13 protein-coding genes, 1 pseudogene and 1 riboswitch are annotated in these 13,731 nt (G+C 62.9%); of the genes and pseudogenes, 11 read left to right on the forward strand and 3 right to left on the reverse strand.

Annotated elements, in window-relative coordinates; genetic code table 11:
* Nucleotides 1-44 precede the first annotated feature (44 nt).
* The gene (locus HMPREF1546_RS08635) at nucleotides 45-1,892 is read right to left on the reverse strand and encodes a hypothetical protein (protein ID WP_021748605.1); all 1,848 of its coding nucleotides are present in this window, start codon (nucleotides 1,890-1,892) and stop codon (nucleotides 45-47) included.
* Nucleotides 1,893-2,076: 184 nt separating this feature from the next.
* Between HMPREF1546_RS08635 and HMPREF1546_RS08640 the strand changes: the two genes are divergently transcribed.
* Both HMPREF1546_RS08640 and HMPREF1546_RS08645 read left to right on the forward strand, forming a co-directional pair.
* Complete coding sequence (locus tag HMPREF1546_RS08640; RefSeq protein WP_036629916.1) at nucleotides 2,077-2,637, forward strand: RNA polymerase sigma factor; 561 nt, start codon at nucleotides 2,077-2,079, stop codon at nucleotides 2,635-2,637.
* Complete coding sequence (locus HMPREF1546_RS08645; RefSeq protein WP_021748603.1) at nucleotides 2,634-3,188, forward strand: hypothetical protein; 555 nt, start codon at nucleotides 2,634-2,636, stop codon at nucleotides 3,186-3,188. Before HMPREF1546_RS08640 ends, HMPREF1546_RS08645 begins: the two co-directional genes overlap by 4 nt.
* A 77-nt stretch (nucleotides 3,189-3,265) precedes the next feature.
* On the opposite strand, the gene HMPREF1546_RS08650 is transcribed toward HMPREF1546_RS08645, so the two are convergent.
* Nucleotides 3,266-4,366, reverse strand: a complete 1,101-nt coding sequence (locus HMPREF1546_RS08650) for a M20 family metallopeptidase (protein ID WP_036629913.1) — start codon at nucleotides 4,364-4,366, stop codon at nucleotides 3,266-3,268.
* A 177-nt stretch (nucleotides 4,367-4,543) separates the two neighbouring features.
* A riboswitch (Lysine riboswitch) is annotated at nucleotides 4,544-4,711 on the forward strand.
* A gap of 121 nt (nucleotides 4,712-4,832) precedes the next feature.
* Between HMPREF1546_RS08650 and dapA the strand changes: the two genes are divergently transcribed.
* From dapA to HMPREF1546_RS08670, 4 genes are all read left to right on the forward strand, one after another.
* On the forward strand, nucleotides 4,833-5,720 hold the full coding sequence (gene dapA / locus HMPREF1546_RS08655) for a 4-hydroxy-tetrahydrodipicolinate synthase (RefSeq protein ID WP_036629911.1): 888 nt from the start codon (nucleotides 4,833-4,835) through the stop codon (nucleotides 5,718-5,720).
* Nucleotides 5,717-6,436 (forward strand): 4-hydroxy-tetrahydrodipicolinate reductase, encoded by a 720-nt coding sequence (gene dapB, locus HMPREF1546_RS08660; protein ID WP_021748599.1) that lies wholly within the window; start codon nucleotides 5,717-5,719, stop codon nucleotides 6,434-6,436. The genes dapA and dapB overlap by 4 nt, the downstream gene beginning before the upstream one ends.
* Nucleotides 6,436-7,137, forward strand: a complete 702-nt coding sequence (dapD, locus tag HMPREF1546_RS08665) for a 2,3,4,5-tetrahydropyridine-2,6-dicarboxylate N-acetyltransferase (RefSeq protein ID WP_021748598.1) — start codon at nucleotides 6,436-6,438, stop codon at nucleotides 7,135-7,137. Before dapB ends, dapD begins: the two co-directional genes overlap by 1 nt.
* A 161-nt stretch (nucleotides 7,138-7,298) precedes the next feature.
* Nucleotides 7,299-8,249 carry a ComEC/Rec2 family competence protein gene (locus tag HMPREF1546_RS08670; RefSeq protein ID WP_021748597.1) on the forward strand — a complete coding sequence of 317 codons (951 nt, stop codon included), beginning with the start codon at nucleotides 7,299-7,301 and terminating at the stop codon, nucleotides 8,247-8,249.
* 85 nt (nucleotides 8,250-8,334) lie between these two features.
* Here HMPREF1546_RS08670 and HMPREF1546_RS08675 read toward each other — a convergent pair whose 3' ends face one another.
* Nucleotides 8,335-9,228, reverse strand: coding sequence for a dihydrodipicolinate synthase family protein (locus tag HMPREF1546_RS08675; RefSeq protein WP_025544502.1), 894 nt, complete (start codon nucleotides 9,226-9,228; stop codon nucleotides 8,335-8,337).
* A gap of 264 nt (nucleotides 9,229-9,492) precedes the next feature.
* Here HMPREF1546_RS08675 and HMPREF1546_RS08680 point away from each other — a divergent pair, with 264 nt between their 5' ends.
* The 5 genes and pseudogenes from HMPREF1546_RS08680 to HMPREF1546_RS08700 all read left to right on the forward strand — a co-directional run.
* The gene (locus HMPREF1546_RS08680; RefSeq protein ID WP_021749722.1) at nucleotides 9,493-10,266 is read left to right on the forward strand and encodes an IclR family transcriptional regulator; all 774 of its coding nucleotides are present in this window, start codon (nucleotides 9,493-9,495) and stop codon (nucleotides 10,264-10,266) included.
* A gap of 323 nt (nucleotides 10,267-10,589) precedes the next feature.
* Entirely contained in the window at nucleotides 10,590-11,570 is a 981-nt protein-coding gene (locus HMPREF1546_RS08685) for a 2-keto-3-deoxygluconate permease (RefSeq protein ID WP_021749723.1), read from the forward strand.
* A gap of 45 nt (nucleotides 11,571-11,615) precedes the next feature.
* Nucleotides 11,616-11,906, forward strand: coding sequence for a UxaA family hydrolase (locus HMPREF1546_RS08690; protein WP_021749724.1), 291 nt, complete (start codon nucleotides 11,616-11,618; stop codon nucleotides 11,904-11,906).
* A 16-nt stretch (nucleotides 11,907-11,922) separates the two neighbouring features.
* Complete coding sequence (locus tag HMPREF1546_RS08695) at nucleotides 11,923-13,086, forward strand: UxaA family hydrolase (RefSeq protein WP_021749725.1); 1,164 nt, start codon at nucleotides 11,923-11,925, stop codon at nucleotides 13,084-13,086.
* Between the two features lie 177 nt (nucleotides 13,087-13,263).
* A pseudogene (locus HMPREF1546_RS08700) lies at nucleotides 13,264-13,731 on the forward strand (pyruvate:ferredoxin (flavodoxin) oxidoreductase); the annotation flags it as partial.

The raw sequence follows: 13,731 nt of genomic DNA on the forward strand, positions 1-13,731 counted from the left end.
CCCCCGCCGCAATCTGCGGCGGGGCCTGCTGTGAGACTGCATTTTCAGGTGGGCTGATTGGAAGAGGCAGCATCTTCTGCCGGCTGGCCCGTTTCGGCGGGGGCATCAGCTGGCGCCTCCTCCGGGGTGAAGGTCACGGGGGTCTCTCCGGCCCGGGCGACGGAGGTGCCGGAGAGAATGCCGCCGCCCTCCCCTGCGGTGTAGGCGATAGTCACCTGATCCCCGGCATTCAGGATCACCGCCAGGGGGTTCTCCGCGGCGTTGACGGCGTAGAAGGTGTCCTGTCCCTCCAGCCGCAGGAAGTAGTAGGAATTGCCGTCCAGCACAGCGGTGCGGATCTCAGCGATGGCGCCGCTGATCTCCTCCTGGTCAGAGGGAACAGCCTCCGCATCCCCGTCGGAGATGAGGCCGCTGTCGGCCAGTGCCCGGCGGTAATTGGCCTCGCACTCCGCTACGGTGCTGCCGGTCTCTACAATGTTGTACTGCTGGACGTTCACCATGGCGTACATCTTCACCAGACCGTCTTCACCCTTGAGGGACATGAAGTAGGTGGGCTGGTCGGCGATGTTCAGCAGCAACGGGAAGGTGGCCACGTAACGCATCTGCTGGACCTGACTCATGGCGCTGGCCTGCGCGGACGCCTCTGTGGCGCCGGCGACAGAATAGAAGTGCGTCTCCTTGGTCCGCTGGTTGGAGAGGATGAATCCGATGTTGGACTGGTCGGATGTCACAGAGGTGACACCGGTATACATATACACGTCATCCCCGATGGCAATATAATTGTAGCCTTCTGTGGTGTGCGTCACATCCCGCTGGCCGAAAATGGAGTTGATAAAGCCGTTGTGGTACATTCCGTAATAATCGTACTGCTCCATAATCAGATTCGCGTCATAGACGTGGTCCACCCAGTTGGGGACCTCCTCATAATACTGGCTCTCCCCGGTAACGGCGTTCACCAGAACGGCCCCCTGGATGTCCGTGCCGCCGAAGAGGCCGATGGTCTTCACCATGCGGGGGCAGACCCAGTAGGGCTCGCCCTCTTCATTGATCTCAAACACCGGATCGGCAAACATATATGTGGGATAGTGGAACCGCAGGTGGCGGGGCAGATACCGCCCGAAATGCTCGGCGGTGGTATATTTCATCCCCTCGTCCAGGCGGACCACTTCCGCCTCCTGGGTCACCATGTCGATAATCAGATAAGCGGGCAGGCCCGCGGAGCGGTTGGTGAACCACTTGACCAGATCTCCATAGGCCAGGGAAGTCACGCGCACCGGGCGACCCTGGTAGTTGATCTGGGTGTAGGAGGGCAGGATCTCAAACTGGGAGACCATATCTGCCAGTTCGCCCAGTTTGCGGCTGCCCAGGCGCGCGGCGGAGTCTTCGTCCAGCATGGGGATCTGATTGTAGGAGATCTCCTCCACCTCGGAAGCAAAATCACCATCTTTGATGGAAAGCAGCTTGCTGTAGCTTCCGGCCCGGATTACCACCCAAGAGGTAAGGCCGCCGATGATGATGGCGGCGATCAGAGCCACCAGGACCAGGAAGGGGATGGTGCACTGCTTTTTCACAAAGCCGAAGTACCCCTTCACGCCCTCCCCCTGAAAGCCGGAGGTGAGCACGGCGCACACGCAGTACACCGCGCACAGCAGGAACACGAAGACATAGAACTCCTCCGCGTGGAAGTTCAGGGCGGGCAGCTCGAAGTAAAAGTACCCCAGGCCGAACAGCAGCGTCACGCCCAGATTGATGAGCGTCCGCGTAAAGGCGTTGCCAATGGCCTTGCGGGGCTTCCGCTCCCGCTTGGGACGCTGGGGCTGGGAGGCGTCCCCGCCGCTGAAACCGCCGAAAGCACTGGGGTCAAAGCCTCCGAAGTCAAATGAAAATGGCATAAAAACCCAATTCCTCCTTTTTCAGATGGGCCGAATTGAAACCCATGATACAGGAAAAGTGTGAACAAATCAAGGTTTCCCGTCAGAACACCATTCCGATTCCGAAAAGATTATGGTAAAATCAAAACAACATGTAAGCTCTGTGCGGAAACTGCGTGTAGAGAAGTGGAGAGGAGGGACGGCATTGGAGGATGCCCGGATCGTGGAGCTGTACTGGGAGCGGGACGAGGCGGCCATTGCGGAGAGCAGCGCCAAGTACGGCGGCTACTGCTACCAGATCGCCTTCCGCATCCTGGCCCTGCGGGAGGACGCGGAGGAGTGCGTGGGAGACACCTGGCTGCGGGCCTGGGAGGCCATGCCGCCCAGCCGCCCCGGCAGGCTGGATACGTTCCTGGGGAAAATCACCCGGAACCTGTCCCTGGACCGCTGGCGGGCCCTGCGGGCCCAGAAGCGGTGGCAGGGACAGGCGGAACTGGCGCTGACGGAGCTGGGGGACTGCCTGCCCGCCTCCGGCGGCGTGGAACAGGAGGTGGAGGCCGCCGCCCTGGCGGAGAGCCTGAACCGCTTTTTGGAATCCCTGCCCCAGGAGAAACGGGTGCTTTTTGTCCGGCGGTACTGGTATCTCTGCTCCGTGGAGGAGCTGGCCGCCTGGAGCGGCAGGCGGCGGGGGACGGTCTCCGCGGCGCTGTTCCGCCTGCGGCAGGACCTGCGGGAACACTTGGAGAGGGAGGGATTCACCCTATGACAAGGGAACAGCTGCTGGATGCTGTGGGAGATATCCGGGATGCGTTCATCCGGGAGGCCGCGCCGCCGCCCGCCTCGTACCGCAAGCAGCGGGAATTCCCCTGGACCGGCGCGGTGGCGGCCTGCCTGGCGCTGATGATCGTGGGCTCCACATTCTTCCTGTCACAGATGAACATGGGGGACGGAGCCACTGGAAGCGGCGGCGCCTCTGCCGTCACGGAGGACACGGCGGAGGTCGGTGAGTCCGGCGGAGCGGCGAACGGTGCAGCAGACGGCACAGACGATTCTGAGCCGGAGACAGCGGCGATCACTGTCACGGTGGATGGCACGGTGTATGTGCAGGCAGGCGGCGTGGGCCGCCATCCAGAGGCGTGCCCGGAGGGATTCTCCTACGCTGGAGAGGCGGAGCTGCCGGACACCGGGGAGCTTTGTCCCTACTATGCCGACCCGGAGCGGCCGGGGCAGATCTATGTCTATCAGAGCTGCTGGGATGAGGGGACCGGAACCACCTATATGGCCTATGTCCGCTACGAGGCGGAGACAACAAACTGACCGCGGGCGGAAAGAGAAAGCAGGGCCGCCGGAGGGGATCCCCTCCGGCGGCCTTTTGCGTATGATTTTGCCTGTCCTCACGGCAGCATCAGCAGCTTTTTCAAAAATTCCACGCCCCTGGGCAGAACGGCCTCGTCATCAAAGGTGAAGTCCGGGGCGTGAAGCTGGGGGGTATCCCCGGTGCCCAGGAAGAAGAACAGCCCCGGCGCATACTGCTGGTAGAAGGAGAAGTCCTCCGCCGCCAGCACCGGCTTTTCCATGAGGGTCGGCGCGTTATCGCCCAGCTGGGCGGCGATCTTCTGATAGAGCTCTTCGTGGTTCCACACGGCGGGGTAACCCTCGCTGAGGTGGACGTCCAGGCTGCAGCCGGTCTCCGCTGCCACGGACCGGCCGATGTCCTTCAGCTGCTGACGGCAGAAACGGAAGGTGTCCTCCCGGTAGGTGCGCAGGCTCCCCTCCAGCACGGTGCGGCCGCTGATGGCGTTCCGGACTGTGCCGGAGACCATCTTGCCGAACCGCAGCACCCGGGGCTGGTCCGGGGGCAGCTGTTCCATCATGTCATAGGCCCGCTGGAGGTAGGAGATGCCCGCCGTCAGGGCGTCCAGCCCCTCGTCCGCCCGGGACATGTGGACGCTGCGGCCTTCCACGGTGACGGTGACCTCGTTGGACCGTGCCATCAGCGGGCCGGGGCGGGAGGCGATGGTCCCGGCCTCCAGGCCGGGCCACAGGTGCAGGCCGAAGATCCGGCGGACCCGGTAGCGCTCCAGCACGCCGCTCTCACACAGCTTTCCGGCGCCGCCGGTGGTCTCCTCCGACGGCTGGAAGAGGAAGAGCACGTTCCGGGGCAGCTCGGCCAGATGCTCCGCCGCATACTCCGCCAGGGTCAGGACCATGGCGGTGTGGGCATCGTGGCCGCAGGCATGCATCCGCCCGGGATGGACAGAGGCGTAGGGCAGGTCCGTGGCCTCCGTCACCGGAAGCGCGTCCAGCTCCGCCCGAAATGCCACGGCATCGCTCTTCCCTGCGTCGAACCAGGCGCAGACGCTGCCGGTGATGGGAGAGAACACCCGGCAGGGCAGCGGGGCCAAAATGCGCTGGACCAGCTGAACCGTCTCCGGCAGCTGGTTATCCAGCTCCGGGATGCGGTGCAGGGCACGGCGGTAATCGACGGCGGACATGGACAGGACCTCCCCTTCTGAGATGACATTAATAATCATATCATACCACAGACACGGTTGGGTGACCAGAGGAACCGGGATTTTTCGTCCCTTTTGACAAGGAAACGGGACTGCCGGACGCGCTTTTTTCCGTTTTTTCCCTTGCCAAAAGGGAGAATGTAATGGTATGATACCAGAAAATGAGATAGAGGCGCGGATGCGACGAGACCATGGGAGCCGACGGGCGAGGATCGTGGGGGAGGCAAGTCCGCCGAACTCCCTGGTCAGGTATGGGCAGGGGGTGGGTCCGTGGGGAATACCCACGGGACTGTCCGCGGAATTTTCCGCGGGGGCGCTATCCGCTTACAGGGAACTCCGCTTTTTGCATGGGTGCAGAGGTGTGAAAGAGCTGTCGGTAGGGGCGTGTCTCTACCGACTTTTTTGTTGCTTCAACCAACGGACAAAAAGAAAGACGGAGGACACTCACATGAAATTTGAACATCTGCAAGGTTCCATTGTCGCCATGGTCACCCCGTTCCGCCAGGACGGCAGCGTCAACTTCGATATGCTGACAGAGCTGCTGGAGCGGCAGATCGCCGCCGGTACCGACGGCATCCTGACCCTGGGCACCACCGGCGAATACTCCACGATGAGCCATGAGGAGGATGCCGCTGTGGTGGAGCACACCATCCGGGTGGTGGACGGCCGGGTGCCGGTGATGGTGGGCAGCGGCTCCAACTGCACTGTCACCCAGATCGAGAAGAGCCGGCTGTACCAGTCCATGGGGGCGGATGCCCTGCTGCTGATCTCCCCCTACTACAACAAGGCTAACGCGGAGGGGATGTACCGCCACTTCGCCGAGACGGCGGACGCGGTGGACATTCCCTGCATCCTCTATAATGTGCCGGGCCGTACAGGCTGCTCCATCCCGGTTTCCGTGGTGGAACGGCTGGCCCGGCACCCCAACATCGCCGGCATCAAAGAAGCCAGCGGCGATATGTCCTACGCCATGAAGATCGCTCGCTGCGTGGGACCGGATTTCGCCCTGTACTCCGGCAACGACGACATCACTGTGCCCATCCTCAGCATCGGCGGCAGCGGCGTCATCTCCGTCTACGCCAACGTGATGCCCGCCATGTGCCGCCAGATCGTGGCGGACTGGCTGGACGGGAACCATGCCCGGGCCCTGGAGAACCACCTGCGGTACCTGCAGTTGATGAACGACCTGTTCCTGGAGGTGAACCCCATCCCGGTGAAGGCCGCCATGAATATGATGGGGCTGGACGTGGGTCCCATGCGGCTGCCCCTGTGCGAGATGGGGGAGGCCAACGCCGCCACACTCCGCCGGACGCTGGAGGAGGCGGGACTGCTGTGAGGATCATTTTGATCGGCCGGGGCAAAATGGGGACGCTGATCCGGGAGACCGCTGCGGCCGCCGGGGATGAGATTGAGGCCGTCTTCGGCCGGGACGATCTGGGCCAGCTGGGCAGACTGGGGCGTGTAGCGGACGTGGTGATGGATTTTTCCCGCCCGGAGGCTCTGCCGGAGGTCGCCTCCTATGTCCGCCGGACGGGGACGCCACTCCTCTCTGGAACCACCGGGTATACGGAGGCGGAGAAGGGGAGTCTCTTTGCCCTGGGCTCTGCGGCCCCGGTGCTGTGGAGCGCCAACTACTCCCTGGGGGTGGCGGTGCTGGCCCGGGCCCTGCAGGTCATCGCCCCGGTGCTGGGGCCGGATTTTGACATCGAGATCACCGAGACCCACCACAGCCAGAAGGCGGACGCCCCCAGCGGCACCGCAAAGCTGCTGCTGGAAGCTGTCGATCCCCAGCACCGCCTGCGGCCGGTGTATGGCCGGGAGGGGAACTGCGGCCGCCGGGAGAAGGATGAGGTAGGCATCCACGCACTCCGGGGCGGCACCGTGGCCGGGACCCACACGGTCCATTTCTTTGGGCCGGATGAGGAACTGGAGCTGACCCACCGGGCTGCCAGCCGCCAGATCTTTGTGAACGGGGCCCTGCACATCGCCCGGCTGCTGCCTGGGCGGCCCAAAGGGGTCTATGACCTGCAAAAAATCTTGTTTGGAGCGTGATGGCTTTGAATGCACAGGAAATCATCAACTATATCGCAGATTCCCCCAAGAAGACCCCAGTAAAGATTTACGTCAACCTGTCGGCTCCGGTGGACTTCGGATCCGCTGAAGTGTTCGGTGAGGGAAAGAGCCGCATCGTCTTTGGGGACTGGGCCGAGCTGGCGCCCATCCTGGAGGACAACCGGGAGAAGATCACCGACTGCGTGGTGGAGAACGACCGCCGGAACTCCGGCGTGCCCCTGCTGGACCTGAAAGATCTCAAGGCCCGGATCGAACCCGGGGCCATCATTCGGGAGAAGGTGGAGATCGGCGAGGGTGCCGTCATCATGATGGGGGCCATCCTCAATATCGGTGCTGTGGTGGGCAAACGCACCATGATCGACATGGGGGCTGTCCTGGGCGGACGGGCCACGGTGGGAGACGACTGCCACATCGGCGCCGGAGCCGTGCTGGCCGGGGTGGTGGAGCCCGCCTCCGCCACCCCGGTAGTGGTGGAGGACGGCGTCCTGGTGGGCGCCAACGCCGTGGTGATCGAGGGGGTGCGGATCGGCGCCGGGGCTGTGGTGGCCGCGGGCGCTGTTGTGACGGAGAACGTCCCTCCCAACGCGGTGGTGGCCGGAACCCCCGCCAGGATCATCAAGATGAAGGACGCCCGGACGGAGGGAAAGACCGCCCTGGTGGACGCCTTGCGGAGCCTGTGAACTGGAGAAGAAGCGGCCCTGCGGCGTTGTGCCGCAGGGTCCCTTTTATCAGAACGTCAAAATTTAAGACAAAAATTTGGCGGCAATCGTTTGCGGTTTCGATTGCCTGGGGCGGCGCCTTGTGATATTGTAATAGCAACAATCGAACAGGGGGGCTGGACATGCTGGTATTGGACTTCATCAACGTGGGCAACGGCGACTCCATCCTGGTCCGGGAGATGGAGGGGGAACGGCTGCGTTTTTCCATGCTGGTGGACTGCGGCCACGACAGCCTGGAGCGGGACGACCACCCGCCGGTGGAGGACCCCCGCTCCTGCCGGATCTTTGCCGGGGATTTCCTGCGAAGTCAAGGTGTGGCGCATCTGGATATCCTGCTGGTCACCCACTTCCACCGGGACCACATCGGTGGTCTGGGCCGGGTGCTGGAGACCGTCACTGTGGGCGAGCTGCTGACCCCCTATGCGCCCCCCGCCGATTCCGGCCCTCTGGACCCGGACGGAGACAACGGCCTGCCCAAGGCAGCGCGGAACGTGCTGCGGTGTATGGACCTGTACGCCGGCCCCCTGCGGCGGTACGGAGACCGGATCGGCCGGATCAAGGAGCTGCCGGGGGACCGGATGGAGTGTCTCCGGCTGACGGACGACCTCACCATGGACATCCTGTTCGGCGAGCCCGCCCTGTACCCCCGGCAGAGAGCGGTGTACGACGCCGCCTTCCGGGGGGAGCGGAACGGCTATGACCTGATTCACTGGGGAAAGTCCATGAACGTCTCCAGCCTGCGCCAGCGGCTGTACTACCATGGGAAGGAGATCGTTCTGGGGGGCGACGCCTACGCCCACATGTGGGAGACGCAGACCGCCACCCCCTGCGACATCCTGAAGGTGCCCCACCATGCCTCCCTGTCCTCCACCACCCGGAAGCTGCTGCGGCTGCTCCAGCCGAAAGCCGCCGTGGTCTGCGTGGCCGCCGGACGTCCGGACGAGCGGCCCCATCCTTATATCGTCTCCCTGCTGAAGGAATTTACGGAAGATGTCCATTTCACCGATGCGGTGGAGATCCCCGGCCTGGTGGAGCCGGTGTTCCACACGTCCGTCCATATAGAGCTGCCATGAGGAGTTCTCTGATAAAAAAGAGACCGCCCCAGCCGCCGTTTTGAAAACGGCGGCTGGGGCGGTGCGGCTTCAGGGGGGGAGCAGATTACTGCACGCCCTCCCGGTTCAGCAGCTCCAGGATTCTGGCGTCATCTTCCACCGTGGCGCTGGGCATGGGGAAGGTGCCCGCACTGGTGGCGGCGATGCCCCGCAGGCGGCAGGCCTCCTTGATGACGGGCAGGAAGGGGCTGCGGATGGCATACAGGTCCATCAGACGGTCGATGGTCTGCTGGCCTCTGGCGATGCCGGCCAGGTCGTTCTCCCGGAAGGCGCGGACCCAGGCGGCGCAGATCTCCGGCACCACGTTGCTGAGGGCGCCGATGCAGCCGTTGCCGCCGGAGAGTACATTGTGGGCGAAGTTGTCGTCAAAGCCGGAGTAGATCTCGAACTGGGGGATCTGGGACTTGACGACCTTGATGAGCTCCCGGGTGTGGTCCATGCCGGGAACGGTGTCTTTCATGCCCACGATGTTGGGGTGCATCTTGGCCAAAGCCAGCACCGTCTCAGGCGGGATCGTGTAGCCGGTGTTGTCAGGGAAGTTGTAGATGTAGATATCGCCGTGAATTTGCTCGGCCAGGCGGTCATAGTATTGCAGCAGAGCGGAGGGGCCGAAGTGGAAGTAGTAGGGCGGCAGGATCATAACGGCGTCGGCTCCTGCGTCCAGGCAGAAGTTGGAAAAGCTGATGATCTCGTCCGCTACCATGTGGCTGGTGCCGATGATCAGCTTCACCCGGTGGTCGATCTTCTCGATGGCGAATTTGGCCATCTCCCGGCGCTGGTTCATGGGCATGGCGAAAAACTCGCTGCTGCTGCCCTCCACCAGGATGCCGTCTACGCCCTGGTCGATGAGATTGTTGAACAGACGCTCCTGGCTGGCCAGGTCCAGCGTGCCATCCTCGTTGAAGAGTGTGATGGCCGGCGTCAGATATGCTGCGTTCATAGAAAAGTCCTCCTTCATACGGCCCCGGGACCGCTGGCTCCAAACCCGCGGGGTGAGATTTTGAAAACGCACAGGCGGGGCGCGAAAAACAGGCTTTAGTATAACAAAACGGCGCTGAATGTCAAGAGAAGATCTGGTAAAATCCCGCCGGTTGGAAAACAGGGCGGCGGCGCATGCCCGCTTGTCAAACGAAGCGGCATCTGATATGATCGGCCTGGAGAAATCAATCGGCGGCGGAGAGCGCCGGCGTGGAAGGAGCACGATATGACACAGGGACAGCATCGGGCCACAGCCCGGGTTTTGGATATTCTGGAGAGCCTGTCCGGCTCAGAGGAGGGCTTGACGCTGACAGAATTGTCACAGGCCCTGGATGCCCCGAAGAGCAGCCTGTTTCCCATCGTACATACGCTGGAGGAGCGGCGCTACCTCCGGCAGGACGATGGGACGGGCCGGTATACTATGGGTCCCCGGGCGCTGGTGCTGGGAGCGGCCTTCTCGGCGGACCGGGGGCTGGCACCCATTACCCAGGTGATGAAGGAGGTAGCTTCCAAATGCCAGGAGACATGCCAGATGGGCATTCTGGACCAAGACAGGGTGCTGTATGTGGCGCGGGAGGATTCTCCCCAGCCCATCCGGCTGATTTCCTGGGTGGGGACCCGCCTGCCGGCCAACGCCACTGCCGTCGGTAAGGCTCTGCTCAGCGGCCTGACGAACGAGGAGGTGCGGGCGCTGTATGCCGGGGGCCTGCCCCGGCTGACAGAGCAGACCATCACGGATGTGGAAACCCTGCTGGCCCAGTTGGAGGCGGTCCGGCGCGGGGAACTGGCTATGGAGCGGGAGGAATCCACGGACCAGCTGGCCTGCTGGGCCGCGCCGCTGCGGCGGAAGGGAACGGTGTTCGCGGCTCTCAGCATCTCCGTACCGCTCTTCCGCTGCCGGGAAGAGAAGATCGAGCTGGTCCGCCGCAGTCTCCTGACTGCCCAGGCGGAGATCGAAAAGCTGGCCGAAACGCGAAACTTTGGCTTGTCTGAGAATTGACAAACTGGGAACGGCATGATATAATGCGACCGAAAAATCCAAAATAAGAACTGAGTTCGACATAAGGAACAGAAAAGGGCGCCGCGCTGACAAGAGTCTGTCTTGGTGTCCCTCTTGCACGGAGATCTGTGTGCGGTCCCAGAGCCGTCCGGCGGCTGGGACAGGATCCGTGGCCAGAGTCCCTGACAACGGGGCTTTTTTAAGATAAATCCCTTTGGTGTGACGGCCCGCATGATCGGCCGCTCATGCGGGGAATGCTCGCAAATGGCCAGGGGAGAGGCCCTCTGCCCCCCCAGCAAACAAATTGAGGAGGAAGAAAGACCATGATCATGCGATTCCTGAAAAAGATCCCCGCAGGTATGATGGTCGTCCCGATGCTGCTCGGCGCGATTATCAATACCTTCCTTCCGGAGGTCACCAACATCGGCTCCTTCACCACCGCCGTCTTCACCAGTGCCGGCGCCAACACCGCCATCGGTATCCAGCTGTTCTGCCTGGGCACCACGCTGCGGGTCCGGGACATGGGCGGCGTTGTCAAGCGGGGCGGTGTGCTGCTGATCTCCAAGTTCGTCATCGGCGCCGCCATCGGCATTGTGGTGGGCAAGGTGTTCGGCCCCACCGGTGTGCTGGGCCTGAGCTCTCTGGCCATCATCTCCGCCGTCACGAACTCCAACGGCTCCATCTATCTGGCCCTGATGAACTCCTACGGTGACACCGTGGACCAGGCGGCCATGCCTCTGCTGGCCATCAACGACGGCCCCATGCTGACCATGATCGCTATGGGCATCGGCGGCCTGGCCGATATCCCCTTCATGGCCCTTGTGGCTGCTATCGGCCCCATCCTGGTGGGTATGATCCTGGGCAACATCGACAAGGACCTGTCTGACTTCCTGGCCCCCGCCGGCACCATCCTGCTGCCCTTTGTGGGCTTCTGCCTGGGCGCTGGCATGAACCTGACCAACATCGCCAAGGGCGGCGCGCAGGGCATTCTGCTGGGCCTTGTCACCTGCCTCATCGGCGGCGCCTTCATTGTGCTGTGCGACCGCTTCATCAGCCGCCGTCCCGGCTATGCCGGCTGGGCTGTGGCAACCACCGCAGGCAACGCCGTGGCAGTGCCCGCCGTTATCGCCGAGGCGGATCCCTCTTGGGCGCAGTGGGCGGATGTGGCCACCTCTCAGGTGGCGGCGTCTGCCATCCTGACCGCCATTCTGGTCCCCATCATTACCTCTTGGTGGGCCAAGAAGTTCGGCTGCCCCAAGTTCCCGAAAGACGAGGCACAGAAAGCCCTGTTTGAGAAGCACTGATCCCCATTACACATATTCGTTGAGGAACGAAAGGAGTATTACATTATGTTGAACGGCATGATCGTTGAGCCCGTGGACAACGTGGTGGTCGCCATCGAGCCCGTGAAGAAGGGCGAGACCGTCACCTACATGTGCGCGGGCGAGGAGAAGCGCCTGACTGCGGCGGAGGACATCACCATCTATCACAAGCTGGCTGCCTGCGACATCGCCAAAGGCCAGCCCATCGTCAAGTACGGCGAGCACATCGGCCTGGCGGCCCGGGACATCAAGGCCGGCGAGCACGTGCACTGCCACAACCTGGAAGAGCACCGGGAAAACCTGGACAGCAAGGGCTGAGAAGGAGGATACGAGTATGAATTTCTACGGTTACAAGCGTCCGGACGGCCGCGTGGGCGTCCGCAACAAGGTCCTGATCCTGCCTGCCAGTGTCTGCGCCTCTGATACCACCCGTATCATCTCCCAGCAGGTGGTGGGCTCCGTCACCTTCAACAACCAGTTGGGCTGCTCCCAGGTGGCTCCCGACCAGCAGTTCACCATGGACGTTATGGCCGGCTATGCCGCCAACCCCAATGTCTACGGCACCGTGGTGGTGTCCCTGGGCTGCGAGAACTGCCAGATGGACCTGGTGGTGAAGGCCATCCAGGAGCGCACCAACAAGCCCCTGAAGCAGGTCATCATCCAGGAGGCCGGCGGCACCCTGAAGGCCATCGACATGGCCGTCCGCTACGCCAAGGAGATGGTGGAGGAGGCCTCCCTGCTGCAGAAGGAGGAGTTCCCCATGTCCGAGCTGATTATCGGCACGGAGTGCGGCGGCTCTGACCCCACCAGCGGCCTGGCGGCCAACCCCCTGATCGGCCAGCTCAGCGACCTGATTGTCAAGGAGGGCGGCACCTCCATCCTGTCTGAGACCACTGAGTTCATCGGCGCCGAGCACCTGCTGGCCCGCCGCGCCATCAACAAGGAGGTTCACGACCGCATCTTTGAGATCGTCCACCGCTATGAGGACTCCCTGCGCCTGGTGGGCGAGGAAGTCCGTGAGGGCAACCCCTCTCCCGGCAACAAGGCCGGCGGCCTGACCTGCCTGGAGGAGAAGTCCCTGGGCTGCATCCACAAGGGCGGCCATAGCCCTGTCATGGCGGTCTATGACTACGCCAAGCAGGTGGAGGCCAAGCAGGGCCTGGTCATCATGGATACCCCGGGCAACGACCCCTCCTCTGTGGCGGCCATGGTGGCCGGCGGCGCCCAGATTGTGGTGTTCTCCACCGGCCGCGGCACCCCCACCGGCAATCCCCTGGCCCCCGTCATCAAGATCACCGGCAACAAACTGACCTACGCCAATATGATTGACAACATCGATGTGGATGCCTCCCCCCTGATCTACGGTACCAAGACCATCGAGGAGCTGGGGCAGGAGCTGTTGAAGCTCACGCAGGAAGTGGCCTGCGGCAAGCAGACCAAGGCCGAGTCTCTGGGTTATACCGAGATGGCCATCGCTCGCGTGTGCAACTTCGTGTAAGCTCTGCTGGACGTCGCGCATAGAAGTAAAGAGAATCCATCATGCAGCCGCGGCGGTACGATATGCAAATCCCCCCTTATCGTGCCGCCGCGGCTTTTCACAAGCACCCACCCATCTGCCGGGCGGGATCGCCGCAGGGAAATGCGGCGCATTTTATAACAGGAGATGAGTATCCCGATGAAAAAGAAATTTGCCGTCATGGACGGCAATACGGCCGCGGCCCATGTGGCATACGCGTTCACAGAGGTCGCGGCGATCTATCCCATCACCCCGTCCTCTCCCATGGCGGAGAAGGTGGACGAGTGGTCCGCCAAGGGGCGGAAGAACCTGTTCGGCTCCACGGTGGACGTCATCCAGATGCAGTCTGAGGCCGGCGCCGCGGGCACCTGCCACGGCTCCCTGCAGGCCGGCGCCCTGACCACCACCTTTACATCCTCCCAGGGTTTGATGCTGATGATCCCAGCCATGTACGCCATGGGCGGCCAATTCCTGCCCAGCGTCATGCACATCGCCTCCCGCGTGGTGACCAGCAACCACCACTCTATCTTCGGCGATCACACCGACTTCATGACCTGCCGCACCACCGGCTACGCCATGCTGATGTCCTCCTGCCCCCAGGAGGCCATGGACCTGGGCGCGGTGGCC

This window comes from Oscillibacter sp. KLE 1745 (genome assembly GCF_000469445.2).
Classification (GTDB): Bacteria; Bacillota; Clostridia; order Oscillospirales; family Oscillospiraceae; genus Oscillibacter; species Oscillibacter welbionis.

Excerpts from the sequence above, each read along its gene's own strand:
- HMPREF1546_RS08675 (WP_025544502.1), bottom strand. The coding sequence starts at position 9,228 with ATGAACGCAGCATATCTGACGCCGGCCATCACACTCTTCAACGAGGAT.
- HMPREF1546_RS08685 (WP_021749723.1), top strand. The coding sequence starts at position 10,590 with ATGATCATGCGATTCCTGAAAAAGATCCCCGCAGGTATGATGGTCGTC.
- HMPREF1546_RS08650 (WP_036629913.1), bottom strand. The coding sequence starts at position 4,366 with ATGTCCGCCGTCGATTACCGCCGTGCCCTGCACCGCATCCCGGAGCTG.
- HMPREF1546_RS08695 (WP_021749725.1), top strand. The coding sequence starts at position 11,923 with ATGAATTTCTACGGTTACAAGCGTCCGGACGGCCGCGTGGGCGTCCGC.
- dapD (WP_021748598.1), top strand. The coding sequence starts at position 6,436 with ATGGCTTTGAATGCACAGGAAATCATCAACTATATCGCAGATTCCCCC.
- HMPREF1546_RS08645 (WP_021748603.1), top strand. The coding sequence starts at position 2,634 with ATGACAAGGGAACAGCTGCTGGATGCTGTGGGAGATATCCGGGATGCG.
- HMPREF1546_RS08690 (WP_021749724.1), top strand. The coding sequence starts at position 11,616 with ATGTTGAACGGCATGATCGTTGAGCCCGTGGACAACGTGGTGGTCGCC.
- HMPREF1546_RS08670 (WP_021748597.1), top strand. The coding sequence starts at position 7,299 with ATGCTGGTATTGGACTTCATCAACGTGGGCAACGGCGACTCCATCCTG.
- HMPREF1546_RS08635 (WP_021748605.1), bottom strand. The coding sequence starts at position 1,892 with ATGCCATTTTCATTTGACTTCGGAGGCTTTGACCCCAGTGCTTTCGGC.
- dapA (WP_036629911.1), top strand. The coding sequence starts at position 4,833 with ATGAAATTTGAACATCTGCAAGGTTCCATTGTCGCCATGGTCACCCCG.
- HMPREF1546_RS08680 (WP_021749722.1), top strand. The coding sequence starts at position 9,493 with ATGACACAGGGACAGCATCGGGCCACAGCCCGGGTTTTGGATATTCTG.